The organism is Muribaculum intestinale (assembly GCF_002201515.1).
In the GTDB taxonomy this organism is placed as follows: domain Bacteria; phylum Bacteroidota; class Bacteroidia; order Bacteroidales; family Muribaculaceae; genus Muribaculum; species Muribaculum intestinale.
In genome coordinates this window covers 2,018,100-2,034,920 of the sequence record NZ_CP021421.1, presented here as the reverse complement: position 1 = coordinate 2,034,920, position 16,821 = coordinate 2,018,100, and the positions used below count along the sequence as shown (strand labels likewise).

Sequence of the window (16,821 nt, the reverse complement as noted above, 5' to 3'; positions counted from 1 at the left end):
CTGGCCAATCCGGTATTTATCTTACTACTTTCAGGGTCTTGGCTCCTTGTCTTACAATAAAAATTCCATGACGCCCTGCGTGCTCTGCTATGCGCATACCCTCCAGAGTATACCACTCTGCCTCTCCGTCGGAGCAGAAGTCAGAGAGCACACTCTCGATTGCCGACGAGCCGGGCTGCAATCCGAAGGCAATCTCCTGTATCCGGCATGGCGCCGAGGCATTGCCGCTAATCTGAGTCAGCTTATATGATGCGCCGGAGGCCACCGGAACACTGAAATTAAGCGTAGCCGTAGCGCCTTTGGCAACAGTTGGATTGGATGTACCTGAGATTGTGTTGAGGATTACCCACTTTGTTCCGCCGTCATTGGAATAATAGAACCGGAACACGGCATTCTGCGACGTAGGGTTATCAATCGTTATCGTGCAGGTCTCTACCTCTCCTTCAAAAGGATTACATACAATAACGCTCCCCTTTACAGTAGTGGCATAACCGGTGCCGTCGTCAGCAATCTGTATCCTGGCGCCGGAGGTAAGACTCCATGTAGTGAAACGTCCCCGGACATTGTCAATGTCATCATCGGTGGATTCCATCGTGGCAAAATCCTCGACAAGAGTCGGAGTATCATCCACACTGACCGTAAACGAGATATTTCCGTCGTCATCATATGCAATATCCTCCACAACCAAAGGCGACGATACCATAGTCCACGAACGGATGGACGGAGTGGTGGCATTGGTTATTGACGTCACATTGCCGCTGCCGGGGAACGGATCGCCGTCGCTGTCTGTAACTGCACCTTTAGAGCTGACCTTCGGTGTGGCGCGCAACAGGCTATAATATGTATGTGTCGGCGAAGCATTCACCTTGTTGTTCTCCCATACTGAGGTATTGGTCGAATCCACCCGGTGAACAAGCATCCCCTCGCCGGGGAGGTATTCATCCCAACGCACTTTCTTCCTGTGCTCAAGCAGAAAGTATTCATTATCCACAGCGGAATTGATGCGACATCCGTCGGGGTTGTCGCCTTCGGTAAGCGGAGACAGAGTGTATGTGCCCGGCGAAGTTATCTGCCGAGGGGATGTGAATCCGAGAGCATAACGCTCAAACAACGAGTATCCGCATGGAGTACGACTCATATTTAGATAAGAGCCGGAAGCCATTATCGACCACCGCTGCGGATGAATCGCCTGGCCGCCGGTCTCGTAGTCGACATCGTAGAGGTCGGGCAAACCGAGCACATGGCTGAACTCATGGCATATCGTGCCGATACCATCGAGCTGCTTATTGGCAGGAGCGCCGTAAAGTTCGGTAGAGCAGGCATAGCGTCCGAACGATACGCCGTCGAGCGAGAGATTCATGACTGTGGATGCATGTGGCCAAAGCAAAGTGGCATCGTTTCCGGAATGATTCGAGCCTCCTCCGGAGAAAATAAAGTAGACCATGTCGACCTGGCGGTTGCCGTCGGTATCATACAATGTGTAGTCCACCTGCTCATCGGCGGCACGAAGAGCAGCGCTGACAAGAGTCTGGGCTCCGGCGCTCTGATTGGCATAATGCTGGGAATAATTTATCTGCACCGGCCCTACCACATCAAACTGAGGGTCAAACTTGCCGTTGGAGTTTTCATAATAATAATCTCGCACCGAGCCGGTACATTCCACCTTCGACGGAATGAGAGTGTTTGACATATACCCGTCATAGTCACGCTTGTTGACCATATCATTGACAATATCATAGATATCCTGGCGTGAAAATGGCGCGTCATTATACTCTACAAGTATCACCAGCCCCCGGAATTTACTGTAATCATATCTGGCAGGCGCTTTATGTACCCGCATTATATTGTCGGCATTCTGCCGCACGGGATTTATTGCCGGCTTGAGATTCTTCACTCCTGTAAGAGACCGGAGTCCGTCTACGGCCCGCTCGCCGGTAGGCACAAGGCTTCCGTCGACAGGACTGACGCGTGCATACTCCCATACGCCATTGTCGGTATTGAACACTACCGTGTTGCCTTCTGCGGTAGTTGTATAATTGAAGTATTCATCGCCATGAAGCACAAGTGTCACCGTATTCCCGTCAGGCAAAGTAACAGTACGGGGAGAAGAATCTGCCATGACAGCATATGCAGGCACTGACATAGCCATGAACACAGCTCCGGTAAAAACAGATTGTAAAATTTTATTCATATACAGATTGTCATTTTATCAACGCACCAGACTTAAAATTGACATGGAGCATATAACATCAAAATAAATCTCGACTGTTAGATATGTAAATATGTACCATTTGCAAAGTTAATAAAATTTCATTAAGAGTAATTTATTTTAACTAAAAAACGACGAATCTGACATTTTTCCAATCATACATCCATATTTTACTAATAAATAAAGAAATATCTACTCTGAATCTAATCCAAGCACATCTGTTTCTGGCAAAATGCTACCGGTTTATACGGTCATTTTCATATAATCGATGCTTAATAATCCTAAAACAAGATTCTGCGTAAATAACGTGACGGCATACCGGAGCATTCCGGTATGCCGTCACGTTATTTACGCAGAATCTACGCTATTATACTATATGTTGTCGGATTTCTGTCGGTGAAGCCTGAGTACCTGACATGTGCGTGCCGGCAGATAAAGTTTGAGCCAGCCTTTATGGTCGGGTGCATAGAGCGGATCGGGCTGGGTGAAATGATGTACACCCTCATCAATATTGCCGAAGCCTCCGAAATCCTTGTTGTCGGATGATAGGATTACCTCATATTCCCCTTCGGGAGCAAGGAATCCATAGCCGTCATACGACTTGAACGGAGCCCAGTTGAACACAAACACAAGGTCGCCGCGCTTGAATGCCAGCACCTGGTCATCATCCTTTTCCCATAGTTTCTCGACAGGTAGTGCCTGGAAATCATATACATCACCGACAAGCTGCACCATGGCGTTGTCAAATGCGTTGAGCTCACAGTAGCGCAGCTCCTTGCGGTCGACAAGATCCCACTGGCGGCGTGCATACTTATAGCTCCAGCCATTACCTTCGCGCGGGAAATCAATCCATTCGGGATGACCGAACTCATTGCCCATGAAATTGAGATATCCGCCATTGATTGTAGCGAGGGTGACGAGACGTGTCATCTTGTGCAGAGCAATGCCACGGTTTACCGCCGCATTGTCGTCGCCTTTGGTCATATGCCAGTACATCTGATCATCGATAAGGCGGAATATTACAGTCTTGTCGCCTACCAGAGCCTGGTCATGGCTTTCAACATATGATATTGTCTTTTCGTCGGGACGGCGGTTGGTGAGTTCCCAATAGATTGATGTCGGATGCCAGTCCTCATCCTTCTTTTCTTTAAGTATCTTAATCCAGTAATCCGGAATACCCATGGCCATGCGATAATCGAATCCGATGCCGCCACCCTTTATAGGATAAGCAAGTCCGGGCATTCCGCTCATCTCTTCAGCAATAGTGATGGCACGACGGTTTACTTCATGGATAAGTTTGTTGGCAAGGGTAAGATATACAATCGCATTGGTGTCCTCGTTGCCGTCGTAATAGTCGGAATACGAGCCGAAAGCCTTGCCGAGACCGTGGTCATAATACAGCATCGAGGTTACTCCGTCGAAGCGGAAACCATCGAAGCGGAACTCCTCAAGCCAATATTTACAATTGGAGAGCAGGAAGTGGAGCACCTGATTTTTGCCATAATCGAAACATAGCGAATCCCATGCGGAATGTTCGCGACGGTGGTCGCCATAGAAGTAAAGGTCAGGGGAGCCGTCAAGACGTCCCAATCCCTCCACCTCATTCTTTACAGCATGAGAATGCACAATATCCATGATTACTGCAATACCCTTCTCATGAGCGGCATCAATAAGTGCCTTAAGTTCCTCGGGAGTTCCAAAGCGTGAGGATGGAGCATAGAAAGAACTTACATGATAGCCGAACGAACCGTAGTAAGGATGCTCCTGTATGGCCATTATCTGTATGGCGTTGTAGCCGTCGGCGGCAACACGAGGCAGAACGTTTTCGCGGAACTCATTATATGTGCCTACTCCTTCGCGCTCTTGCGACATGCCTATGTGGCATTCGTATATCAGAAGCGGTTTGGTATCGGGCGCGAATCTCTTTACTTTCCATTTGTAGAGTTTCTCCGGACACCATACCTGGGCAGAGAATATGTGTGTCTGCTCATCCTGGACCACCCTGTTGGCATAGGCAGGAATACGCTCGCCGCCTCCGCCTTCCCAGCAGACATACATTTTGTACAGATCTCCGTCGCGCAAGGCTGTGGCAGGGAGCTTTATCTCCCAGACGCCGTCGGAGGCCGCTATACGACGCAGGGCATACTTGCGCATGACTTTCCATTTTGAGAAGTCGCCGATTAGGTTGATGGATGTGGCGTGTGGAGCCCATTCGCGGAACACCCATCCGCTGTCGGTACGATGAAGGCCGAAATAGTTGTAGGCGTTAGCAAAAGCCTTCAGCGAGCCGGAGCCGGCGGTGAGTTCCTTCTCCTTGTTGATTGCATCCTGATGGCGCCCTTCGATGGCTGCGGCGTAAGGCTCGAGCCAGGGGTCGTTTTTAATGATGGCAAGTTGTCCCATGGTGATTTTATATTGAATATTGTGTTTTATTTATGATTTACTTAATCAACGCATAATGCATTGACCCGGAAGATACAACAAACCTCTGTAACGGATGGTTTGTGATAGGAAAGCGCCTGAGACTGACAAATATATTGTATGGCATTCAGGCATCTTAAAAGCGATATGACACACCGACCAGACCCGTTACACCTTTGTTAGGTATGCCGTATACGATTTGCCAGTCGCGGTTGAGCAGATTTTCGACAGTGCCCCATACATTAAATCTGTCACTGAAGCGCCAAGTGGCGCAAAGGTCGAGCGATGCTGCTGTGCCGAGTGAATATTTCCTATATTCAAATGGGTTAAACAAGCCGGGATAATCCGGCTTTATACCATACAGGCAACGGCCCGAGCGTACAGTATAGCCTAATGATATATCAAGAGGATTTATGGGATGTACACCAAGAGTAGCAGCAAACACCGAACGGGCACGGTCCAATGAGTTGATATTACCTCTGTCAAACTCCTGCGGAGCACCCTCCCAGCTTACACGCAGCGATGCTATGTCGCGATAATCGTAGTTGAACGCAGCCCCGTAGGACATATCGGTAAAATCATCTATGACCATATACTGGCCTATGGTAAAGTATGGAGAAAACGGCGACTCGCTGACACCGCTGTTTAATGAACCGACATTGCCTTGGGGCAGGCTAATGACGGCCGGGGTATAATAGGAACTGACACGCCCATAACTACCCCACAGCTCAATGGAAGCTCCGGCAAATGGACCTATTATAATACCACCCTCTACATGCAACTTATCCAACATCGGCCCAGCGTTACAATCTCGTCCGACATATCGGTTGCGGTCGTAGAGGTCTCCGAGTGTCTGCATATTGACCCGACGGTCATTAAGCTGGCCCCATATTGCGAATGAAGCGGATGGAGTCCAGTCAACACGCAAATCGGGTCTCACACGGTTGCTTCCACAGTCTCCTCCGGCAATCTGTATTCCAACACCGGCATTCACGATAAGATTGTCGTTTTTCCAACGCAGATACGGGTGCATCTCTGTGATATTGTATCCAACGTCATCTAATCCATATTTAAAGCCTTCATGGCTGATATATGGGCCATTGAAATTTTCAGAATCATCCGGCCACGTTCCACTCGCTACTTCAAATATGTTTTCACCAGCGGAACGGTCGGTATCCGTGAAATCGATATCCGCTCCTACATGCCAGAATTCACTGATAGCATACCGGCCGGAAAATGATACCGACAGTGTTTTTTCATTTCTTGATGAAAGATCAATCAATGATGCCAATTCTCTATTTCCGTCAAAAGTAATGATAGACTCCTCCTTCACCTTTGAAAGATGGAAGTAATCATAGCCCAGATTTACCGAATAGTCAAATGCACCAGTCTGCGCCTGCCATCCAAGGTCTATATCAAACCGGTTGATATTCTGGTTAAAGCCCTTGCTGATTAATGTAGGCAAGTTGAACGACGACAAGTCATATGCCACACGGCCCGACAGCGTACCGACACCCGCAAAGGTATGCGAACCGCCAACGCCGACACCAACATCCTGGGTATTATATGTTGTCTTGCCTTTGTCAGGCAAATAATAGCCTATTTTCTTTCCGCTGTTGAACGGGGCCTTGCGCTTTACCGAACTACCGTCATATTGCATCCAGACGTTGAGATCGGAGTTGTCGGTCTTAATAAGTTTATACCCGGCCGATACTCCAAGCTGGAATGCAGGGAAATATCCGGCCATTACGTATCCACGGTAAGGCGATGGAGTTATTGAAGAAGCATATGCCGCCGGGGGGAGTGTAGCCACTGTGGGCGACACAGGCGCGGCAACACCGCGGTCGGACCATCTCAGCGACTTCTGCTGGATGGCCGGTAGCACAAGTTTGGGGGTGAGCACCATACGTGATGCCTCGCGCTCCTGCGGCACGACATCCTTATCTACGGTAATCTCTTTTGAAAGTGACTGTCCCGAGGCGTTGAGTGCTACAAGCGCCGCGAGCAGCGTATATGGTTTTATTATTGATGGCATATCGCAAAGATAACGAAAATATTTGATTCCCGACTCTTATATATCATATTATTACCGCCACTTCCTTAAAGGCATACACACGCTCCGGCGCCCCGTCAAGAGGTGCGAGAGTCATCATGCCGTCAGGTGCGATACTACGGATAGAGGCACGGAAAATCTCGCCTGTCGCCGTATCGCGGTAGGTAAGGCCGTAACGCCCCCACAGCGACTGCATGTAACGGTCATGGCGTGGAGCAGACGGTAGAGAGAGTTCATGCATGATTTCCCGGCATACACGCTCCAGCACCTCATCACGGTCAAAACCATGACCTGCAATCTGCGCCATTGACACCGGATTGGGGGCGTCGCTACGCCATACGGTCTGGTTGACATTAATGCCTATCCCGGCTATACTATGACGTATACAGCTACCGAGCAAAGAATTCTCGATAAGAATACCGCATATCTTGCGGTCGGCGGCATATATGTCGTTGGGCCATTTTATACACACTGCCGTGTCGGGGAGATAATGACGGAGTGCGGAGGCGATGCCGAGAGCCACAGCCTCCGAAAGGCTGAACTGCTCGGCGGCACGGATGCCGTCGGGGCGCAACAGCATCGAGAATGTAAGATTGGCACCCGGCTCGGACTCCCAGGAGTTGCCACGCTGTCCCCGTCCGGCGGTCTGGGCGTAAGCCGACACAACCGTCCCGTGGGGCATGGTCTCCGCTATCCCGGCAAGGTAGGAACTTGTGGAATTCACTGAGTCAAGAGCAATCAGGCGCGCTATGGATGATGTCATGAATCTATCGGCTGTAAAAACAGATATGCGGCCATGGCGATTATCACCAGGCCGACAATTATATAGAATATACGTGCATGGATGCGCCGCATGCGTCCGGTCAGTACGCGGGCATTGATGCTGTTGTAAAACCATGGCCAGCCGGATACGCCCGCCGCGATGGAAAACACGCCCATCGCAGCGAATATACATACCAGCATGGCTTTCGCAACCTCAATAGTCATAATCAGCTATAATCTGAACTGCCCCGCTCAGGCAGGAATAAGGCACATGCTCACAATCAATCTATTCGTCGGGGGTAGTTACAGTAAGCAGTCGTGAGCCATCGGGCTGCTCGGCAATGTCCACCCTTACTGTATCATCCGGGAGAATGTCGGCGATGCGTTCGGGCCATTCAAGGAAACATATGGCGCCGGAATCCAGATAATCCTCGACACCAATGTCAAAAGCCTCATCGAGATTCTCAAGACGGTAGAGGTCGAAGTGGTAAATCAGTTCGGCGGTAGTCGACGAGCGGTATTCGTTGATGATGGCAAACGAAGGCGAGCTTGTGGGGTCCTCGTCAACACCGAGCACGCGGGAAAGGGCATTGATAAATGTAGTCTTGCCTGCCCCCATCTCACCGTTGAAGGCAAATACCGTATAGTCGTCCATAAGGTCGACAAACTGCCGGGCTACGCTGTCGATAGCGTCAAGCGAAGGTATGGTAAGCGTTGTGGTCATATTTTCGATATTATGAGTGATAATTATTTCTTGGGAGTAAGAGTTATGAGCGGCACCACCATCTCCTCAAGCGAGATTCCTCCATGCTGGAATGTTCCTGTATAGTACTGCACATAGTAATTGTAATTGTTGGGATATGCGAAGAAATCGTCTTCTCCGGCAAATATATATGTCGACGACACATTAGGCGAAGGGAGGCCGAATCTGTCGGGACGCTTTATTTCGTATACCTGACGTGGATTGTAATTCAGGTTCTTTCCTACTTTGTATCGCAGGTTGGTATTGGTGTTTTTGTCTCCAATCACCTTTATAGGATTGTCGACACGTATGGTCCCGTGGTCGGTGGTGAGAACAATTCGGTAGCCCGCCTCGGCAATCCTGCGGAAGAGATCGAGAGCCGACGAGTGGCGAAACCACGTCTCGGTCAGCGACCTGTATGCGGCATTGTTGGTGGCAAGCTCGCGTATCATCTTCGACTCAGTGCGGGCATGCGACAGCATGTCGATAAAATTCAACACCACCACATTGAGATTGTTAAGGGCAAGATTGGAGAACTCTCTGAGCAGACGCTCGTTGCCGGTGGAATCATTTACCTTGTTGTAGGAAAATTTCACCTTACGGCGGTATCTCTCAAACTGCGTGGCTATCAACGGCGACTCATTGAGATTCTTGCCTTCCTCGCTGTCTTCGTCAACCCACAATCCGGGAAACATCTTGGCTATCTGCAAAGGCATGAGGCCTGAGAAAATGGCATTGCGAGCATATTGGGTAGCGGTTGGCAGAATAGAGGTATACAGCCGTTCATCGAAGTTAAATATATCAGCAAGCAGAGGCTTGATTGTGCGCCACTGGTCAAGACGGAAATTGTCGATTAATATGAAGAACACCTTCTCCCCATTGTCAAGAAGTGGGAATATACACTCCTTGAATATTTCGGGACTCATGAGCGGATGGTTGTCGGTAGTAAGCCAGGACTCATAGTTTTTCCGCACAAATTTATTGAAGGCCGCATTGGCCTCCCGCTTCTGCATCATGAGCATCTCCTCCATGCCGCTGTCGGGAGCTGCAGCAAGTTCCATCTCCCAATACACAAGTTTGCCATACAGATTGTGCCAGTCCTCGATGGTGCGGCAGGCGCCTATGAGCTGCGACAGCTCGGCAAACTGCTGGCGGTAGCCGGTGGCAGTAGTCTCGGTGACGAGCTGTCCGGAGTGAAGGTTCTTTTTAATCGACAGGAGTATTTGGGTAGGGTTTACAGGCTTGATAAGGTAGTCAGATATCTTGCTTCCGATAGCCTGATTCATGATATTTTCCTCTTCGCTCTTGGTAATCATTATCACCGGCACATGTGGAGCCGACTGCTTTATGAGCATCAGTGTCTCAAGGCCGGTAAGGCCGGGCATGTTCTCGTCAAGAATAATCAGGTCGAACGGATGCTGCCCGACAAGCTCAAGCGCGTCGCGGCCATTATTGACAGTGGTTACATCATAACCCTTGCTTTTCAGGAAAAGTATATGTGGCTTCAGAAGATCAATCTCGTCGTCAGCCCAAAGTATGGAGTTTGGCATATTTATTCGGATTGTATTGAGGATTCAGAATCAGTTGCCGGTTCTGCCGGTTGTGGAAATGTGTCGTACGATTCATCTTGACCGGGTGTTCCTGAGGCATCATCAACAGGGGCATCATCCGTTTCCGGCCAGTCATCCGGAACTTGTGCGTCACTGCTGTCGGTCAGTCCCGGAGAAGCCGTTACCGGCTCTTCCTCGGCTTTGGAGTCGACATAACGGAAATAATCCTCGAAGCTGCGTCCCTGACGTATGAGTTTGTCGAAGTTTTCCACACTTATCATCACCGGCCGTACCTCAAGAGGAAGAGTCAGACGTCCCTCCTCGTCCATCACCTTGCGGTAATGAGCGAGTTCCTCGAAATTGGCGAATCCCTTTATAAGCAACAGACCGAGACGTCCGAAGTTCATCTGTTCAAGGTCGAAGTCGCGGACTACAAACGCACTGAAGTTGTGGTAAGCAACATCATACAGCAGTTGATTGGCGTTGACCACGTCGGTAGGATATACCAGCACGAGCAACTGAGGCACATCGGGATTCAAATCAAACGTTATCGAGTCGTTCTCGTTGAACACACTGTCGTTGCCAAGACGCAGATCCCACAACATGCCTCGAGTATTTGCATTTCCCGCATGCAGCTTGCGCCCCTGTGCAAGCGCCTTCAGGTAGGCCGACGCCAGTGGAGTGATATCGGTCTTGGGATAGCGTTCAAGCAGTTCCTTAAGAGTAGAGCGGAACTCCTCGGGCTTGTTTTCAGTAACATACGACAGCGCGTCGATAAACATGAACTTTGGCATAATCTTGCTCAGCGGATATCTATGCATCATGTCGCGGTATGCAGCATGCACCTCATCGTTACGGTTGTTGAGATAAGCGTCGTAGGCTTTCTCATAGAGGCTCTCCTGCTCGGCATGCATGCGCCGCAGATTGTCGATATAGGCAGGATCGCGCATTGCAACCGCATACTTTGAGTCGGGGAATTCTTTTAATATGAGCGCGCGGTAATGTTCGGCAAGATTATGCCTTCCGTCGCGGGTATACATCATATACATGTTGTAGTACACATCCAGACGATATATGTTGTCGGGATATCTCTTCATAAGGTCATCCCAGTCAATAGCCGCGGCATCATAGTCCTCCAGCTGATCCTTCAGTATTAGTCCTATGTTATAAAGGCCTTCCTGCACAACATCGGCAGCCGTCTGCTTCTCTTCAGGAGTAGATGGTATCTGCCTCAGATAATACTCGCGGTTGTGCGGGTCGGAAGCAAGCTGTGCATCCTTCTCCGAATCCTCTGCCGAGGTGTCGGTAGCGTCGGAATCTTCCAAACTGTCCGAAGCCTCGGTGTCGGCACTCTCCTCAGTGTTCTCGAATTCATCGAAACTGAATGAAGCCTTGTTTCTACGCCTCCAGTCATCCTCAAGTTTTCGTGCACCCCACCGCTTCTGGAATTCAGTGCGTCCGGCGTTACGTGTCGCTGTATTGTAGAAATACCAGGAGTCATCATTATTAATCATGAATGTGGCGGGAGCAGATGCGGCATTGCCTGTATTCTGCATCTGCGTTCCGTTGGCCTGCTGCTCAGCGAGATATTCCTCACGACGCTGGCGCTCCGCATCTTCCGCCTCTGCTTTTTTAAGGTCGTCGATAATACGGTCGATTATTTTCAGACGTTGCACTGAATCCATCTCCGAGAGACGTAACAAAGAGTCATTGAGAGTTACGTTTTGTGAATAAACGGCCAGTTCGTCAAGCACATCGCTGCGCCGCTTTATGGAATCAAGCCCCGGATAGCTCTGTGGCAACAGAGGCACAGCCTGGCTGTAACATGGCTGGGCGAGGTCATAACGGTGGGTCTCGAAGTACAACCGACCGAGAGCGAGCTGGTCGATGGCTTTCTCGATTCCGTTGCGTGTCGATTTCTCCGCAGCAAGACGATAGTTTTCGATAGCATTGGCTGTGTCGCGTCGCGACAGATACAGATTGCCTATGGCATAATATATCTGGTCGAGATAATCCTTGTTGCGGTCGTAGCGCGTCATGCGCCGCAGCGCTTTCACTTCCGGCTCTATGGATGAGCCGGAATATACCTCGCTCTGGCGTATACGTGCATTGATTTGTGTACGATATGGCGAACTTGCTGTCGAAGAGCGCTTGTAGGCTTCGTAGGCCTTGCGACTTTGCCCCTCGCGCTGGTACAGTTGTCCCAGCATGAAATTCAAGCGCGACTTCTGGCTCCCTTTGGCCGAGCGCGCAGACTGCTCAAGATATGGAATCGCTTTGGACGGATTGGCCGACCGGCTCCAATAGGCACTCTGCACCAGATTGTACAGATTGCGCAACTGTGAATTGGCTTCAAGTTCTTTCTCCGGTATTTTCTCAAGTATGTTTTCCGCTTCGAAGTCCCATCCCATCGACAGATAGGAGCGGGCCTGCCATATACGGGCTTCTGTCACGGTAGCCGGCAACCATGAAAAATGTCGTGTGATATAGTAGAACGTAGCGGCGGCTCCAAGAAAATCGCCATTGTTGTACTGCGAGCGTCCCATCATCATCCACGCATTGTGGAGAAATGGATTGTACTCATCACGTTTCATCCATGCCTTGTATGCAGGATCTGATGATTTGCCGGCCTTCTTTGCGGGCTTTTTCTTGATACTGCGCAATTGAATCGCCTTCTGGGCTTTCTCTATCGAACGTGTAAAATCGCCCGAAGGCTGAGGAGCGGATTCGTCGCGGCGTGCATCGGCAGGATGGGCGAAAAGTAATTGTGAATAATCGTCCTCATAGTTCGTCTCCATCTGCTTGAGCGTCTCCTTATAATGCTCGTCACCGTTATAATAGATATTGTAACGCGTGATAAATGCCTGGTACTTGCGTGTAGCGGCCGTGTTCTTTCGGAGACTGCACCCCGATAACACGGTCAGCATGGCTATAAGCGCCACTATAATTACCTGTTCAAGCCTTATCCTGCCCATATATTGGTATATAACGCTTTGCGGGTCTGTGTTATTGCATCTTACGCCGCATCATCAGACTGAATGACACACGCGACAGCAGATAAACGCCAATCTGCAACAACACAATCATTGCTGAGCAGGGCACATCTACCACCGTAGCCAGAAACAATCCTCCTGCCGAACTAACCACCCCGACAGCGGCGGCCATAGCCATAATAGAGATAAAGCGGCGACACCATATCTCGGCTACGATTACAGGCACTGTCAGGATTGAAATCAGCAGCATTATGCCGATAAGACGTATGGTCAACACAATGCCGACAGCGACCACGGCTGTCATAATGGAATTGACCCACCGTACAGGCAATCCGGCTACCCTGGCGAAATCGCTGTCAAACGCACATGCGACCACTACCTTACGAAAGCATGCCAGAAATAATGCAGTAACCGTGGTATATATCGCAAACGCCATCAAATCGATGCTGCTTATCGTAAGGACATTGCCGAAAAGAAACGAATTCAGTTCAGGCACATATCCAGGAGTAAGAAAAACGAACAAGATACCTACGGCCATGCCCAACGACCATACAACAGCAATAGCCGAATCCTCGCGCACGCGGTAGCGCGTAGACAGACTCTCGATTCCAAGGGCTGACGCCACAGCAAACACAGCGGCGGTAATGACCGGGCTAATGCCAAGAAAATATCCCAGACCAAGCCCACCGAAACATGCATGGGTAATGCCACCGGTTATCGACACCATGCGCCTGGTGGTTATATACGTACCAATCATAGAGCCGGCGATACTTATAATCACCAGCCCGACAAGTGCATACTGAAAGAATGTATAGTCAAGAAAACTCATGTGACAGTGTCAGGATTGGATTAGGAGTATCATGCATGCTGTCGGCTACGCGCCTCACGGGCCTCTGCCACAATCATCAGCAGTTCCTGGCGAATTGAAGTCGGCAGGTTGATATCACGCATCTGGATGCTCCTGCCCCACCCCGCTATATCATCGGGAAGCAGTGTGAGCAATACGTCGCGGAATTCCTCTATCTCTTCATCGGAATAGTCATCGGCACCGCGCCCACGGAAACGGTCGAGTTCCTCATCATCGTAATATACAACCTCCGGGCTTACTGCTGTCAGAAGGCTGTCACGCTCACATGTCATATGCATGCCGCAACAATCCTCGCTGTCGGCCTCATCCTCTTGGGCCGTTGCTGCTGACTGTACCTCTTCCGATGTGACACTGCCGCCGTTGTGTCTGCGTGTAATGCAGTCGTGAATCCATAGCACAACTCCGGCAATGAGAAGAATCAGCGATATTATCAATATTACTTTCATCTATTTACGTTTAGAAGAACGACGTTCGGCCCAACTGCCGAGAGCGATACATGCCAGCCCGATTACTATGATAAAGATTATTCCCATCACTCTTCGCCCTCAACTTTTGAAATTTCTTCGATGACAAAACCGGCTGAGCGCATGTGATTCCAGAAATCAGGATAGCTTTTTGTCACAACCTCGGCATTGCGTATTATCAAGCCCAGCACATACCATGCAACAGGGGCAAAAGACATGGCCATACGATGATCGTCATAAGTGTCAATCGCCACGGGGCTATTGTCGTCGACCGGACAGCGTGCGCCCTCCCATGCTATCGAGCTGTCATCGATATCAACTACAAACGATATCTTCATCAGTTCGCGACGCAAGGCCTCAAGACGGTCAGTCTCCTTAATTTTAAGAGTTTTAAGGCCGGTGATATGGAATGGTATACCGAGAAGACAACAACTTACAGCCACTGTCTGGGCGATATCGGGTACGGCACTGAAATCGGCTTCGAAGCGTGGCGTCAGGTCGGGGTCGGCCATCAGGTCGAGCACTCCCGCAAACTCGTCGCTCTCCTCTGTGACAATACCGAAACTGCGATAAATATCCTGAAGTGCGGAATCGCCTTGCATACTGCCGGTCTTTTTAAGTCCTCGCAGTCCGATAGTGCCGAAACTGAACGATTGAAGTTCATACCAGTATGACGCCGCGCTCCAGTCGGCCTCGACTGCATAAGCCACAGGGGTGTATGACGCGTGTGGAACCGTTATCACATTGCCCTCGCACTGTGCTTCTACTCCCCACTCTGCCATTATACCGAGTGTCATGGAAATATATGGCTGCGACACTACATCGCCCTTTATATGCAGTTTCAAGCCACCGGACATTGTCGGGGCTACCATCAGCAGGGCCGACACAAACTGGGAGCTGACACCTCCGTCAAGTTCGATTTCGCCACCGGCAAGAGTGGTGCCCTCAATCTTGAGAGGAGGATAGCCCTCTTCTCCGGTATATTCGATATGCGCACCACACATGCGCAATGCATCGACAAGCGGTGCTATCGGGCGCCGACGCATACGCTCGGAACCGTCAAGTGTCACCATACGTCCGGGTGTGGCTGCGAAATATGCTGTCAGAAAACGCATGGCTGTCCCCGCCGCACCGATTGACACTGTATCATCCGATGAACCAAGAGCAGCAAGCATGACATCGGTATCGTCGCACTTGGCAACCCTCGTAACCACACCGTCACCACCGGCAAGAGCGTTGATTATCAACACCCGGTTGCTTATGCTCTTTGACAAAGGCAAATCAATAATCGCCTCAGGCAACTCTTCCGGTGGAAATATTCTGTAGTCCATATCAGTCAGTTTGTTATACTATGTGGCAACATAACATCTATTCCCACTTACATGCAGTGGTATCACTATGTCACCTCCGCCACAAATTTACTCATTTCCCCCGAATTTTCCATATCTCCACACTATGGAAAATCGGAGACGACTCCATTAACCATAATAGTGAATTCCTACAGTATGCGACACCACACGGGAAATTGCAGAAGCATTCCGGCTACAGAAGCATGGCGGCAGTACGGCGGAGGGCTGTGATAAAGGCATCTACCTCATCACGCGTATTATACATGGCGAAAGAAGCCCGTACAACGCCCTCGACGCCGAGGCGATGCATAAGAGGCTGGGCACAGTGATGGCCTGTACGCACAGCTATGCCCTGCTTGTCGAGCAGCATGCCTACGTCATACGGATGGGAATCGCCTACGAGAAACGATATTATGGCATCCTTGCCCGGAGCATTACCGAATATACGCACTCCGGGTATCTCTTCTGTCATACGTCCGGTAGCGTACTCCAGAAGTTCGCGCTCATGAACCTCTATATTGCCGTATCCGACAGAGGAAACATAATCGATAGCGCGATGGAATGCGGCTATATCGATAAAGTCGGGGGTGCCGGCTTCAAATTTGAATGGAAGTTCTGCAAAAGTGGTATGCTCAAAACTGACATGGCCAATCATCTCACCACCACCCTGATAGGGCGGCATCTTCTCAAGAAGATTACGGCGCCCGTAAAGTACACCCACACCGGTAGGCCCATACATCTTATGGGAGGAGAATACATAAAAGTCACATCCGATGGCCTGAACGTCGACAGGGCGATGACTTACGGCCTGCGCACCGTCAATAAGCACCGGTACTCCGTGACCGTGGGCTTCCCTTACAAGCTCCTCTACCGGATTAACCGTCCCAAGCACATTGCTCACATGAGTCACTGCCACAAGCGCGGTCTTTTCGTTAAACAGCTTGCGATAAGCGTCAAGGTCAAGCACTCCGCTGTCATCCATAGGGATTACGCGGAGTGTCACCCCGCGTCCAATCAGCTGCCACGGCACAATATCTGCATGATGCTCCATCACGCTTACTATTATCTCGGCATCGTCAGGGATAAGCCGCCCGTAGGAAGACGCCACGAGATTTATGGCCTCTGTAGTGCCTCTTGTAAATATAATTTCAGAGGTATGGGAGGCATTGATAAATCCGCGTACGCGCTCGCGCGCTTTCTCCTGAAGCAGAGTCATCTCCTGAGAAAGGGCATGGACTCCGCGGTGCACGTTGGCCTTGGTATGGTAATAGGCGTGCTCGATAGCCTCCACCACACATGAAGGTGTCTGCGAGGTAGCGGTATTGTCGAGATATATCAGCGGCTTGCCGTATACGGTGCGGTCAAGAGCCGGGAAGTCATTGCGAAATGAAGCAGTGTCCATAGGTAGTC

The 16,821-nt window shown here is 50.2% G+C and carries 12 protein-coding genes; all 12 read right to left on the bottom strand.

The annotated features are described in order from the left end of the window. Positions 1 to 16: 16 nt before the first annotated feature. Positions 17 to 2,191: a M6 family metalloprotease domain-containing protein gene (locus ADH68_RS08195; protein WP_084274078.1), complete on the bottom strand. Its 2,175-nt coding sequence runs from the start codon at positions 2,189 to 2,191 to the stop codon at positions 17 to 19. A 390-nt stretch (positions 2,192 to 2,581) separates the two neighbouring features. Beyond that, positions 2,582 to 4,612 (bottom strand): alpha amylase C-terminal domain-containing protein, encoded by a 2,031-nt coding sequence (locus tag ADH68_RS08190; RefSeq protein ID WP_068961234.1) that lies wholly within the window; start codon positions 4,610 to 4,612, stop codon positions 2,582 to 2,584. Positions 4,613 to 4,766: 154 nt separating this feature from the next. Continuing rightward, entirely contained in the window at positions 4,767 to 6,665 is a 1,899-nt protein-coding gene (locus ADH68_RS08185) for a hypothetical protein (RefSeq protein WP_068961235.1), read from the bottom strand. Positions 6,666 to 6,708: 43 nt separating this feature from the next. After that, on the bottom strand, positions 6,709 to 7,446 hold the full coding sequence (locus ADH68_RS08180) for a biotin--[acetyl-CoA-carboxylase] ligase (protein ID WP_068961236.1): 738 nt from the start codon (positions 7,444 to 7,446) through the stop codon (positions 6,709 to 6,711). Then, positions 7,443 to 7,670, bottom strand: coding sequence for an immunity 17 family protein (locus tag ADH68_RS08175; protein WP_068961237.1), 228 nt, complete (start codon positions 7,668 to 7,670; stop codon positions 7,443 to 7,445). The genes ADH68_RS08180 and ADH68_RS08175 overlap by 4 nt, the downstream gene beginning before the upstream one ends. Before the next feature lie 61 nt (positions 7,671 to 7,731). Beyond that, entirely contained in the window at positions 7,732 to 8,169 is a 438-nt protein-coding gene (tsaE, locus tag ADH68_RS08170) for a tRNA (adenosine(37)-N6)-threonylcarbamoyltransferase complex ATPase subunit type 1 TsaE (RefSeq protein ID WP_068961238.1), read from the bottom strand. 23 nt (positions 8,170 to 8,192) lie between these two features. After that, positions 8,193 to 9,737, bottom strand: coding sequence for a T9SS response regulator signal transducer PorX (gene porX, locus ADH68_RS08165; protein ID WP_068961239.1), 1,545 nt, complete (start codon positions 9,735 to 9,737; stop codon positions 8,193 to 8,195). A gap of 2 nt (positions 9,738 to 9,739) precedes the next feature. After that, a complete protein-coding gene (gene porW / locus ADH68_RS08160; protein WP_068961240.1) occupies positions 9,740 to 12,712 on the bottom strand; it encodes a type IX secretion system periplasmic lipoprotein PorW/SprE in 2,973 nt (990 codons plus the stop codon). Between the two features lie 31 nt (positions 12,713 to 12,743). Further along, complete coding sequence (locus ADH68_RS08155; protein ID WP_068961241.1) at positions 12,744 to 13,559, bottom strand: metal ABC transporter permease; 816 nt, start codon at positions 13,557 to 13,559, stop codon at positions 12,744 to 12,746. Positions 13,560 to 13,588: 29 nt separating this feature from the next. Beyond that, complete coding sequence (locus ADH68_RS08150; RefSeq protein WP_068961242.1) at positions 13,589 to 14,044, bottom strand: hypothetical protein; 456 nt, start codon at positions 14,042 to 14,044, stop codon at positions 13,589 to 13,591. Between the two features lie 86 nt (positions 14,045 to 14,130). After that, positions 14,131 to 15,393: a 3-phosphoshikimate 1-carboxyvinyltransferase gene (locus ADH68_RS08145; protein ID WP_068961243.1), complete on the bottom strand. Its 1,263-nt coding sequence runs from the start codon at positions 15,391 to 15,393 to the stop codon at positions 14,131 to 14,133. Between the two features lie 211 nt (positions 15,394 to 15,604). Continuing rightward, on the bottom strand, positions 15,605 to 16,813 hold the full coding sequence (locus tag ADH68_RS08140; protein WP_068961244.1) for an aminotransferase class V-fold PLP-dependent enzyme: 1,209 nt from the start codon (positions 16,811 to 16,813) through the stop codon (positions 15,605 to 15,607). Between the last annotated feature and the right edge of the window lie 8 nt (positions 16,814 to 16,821).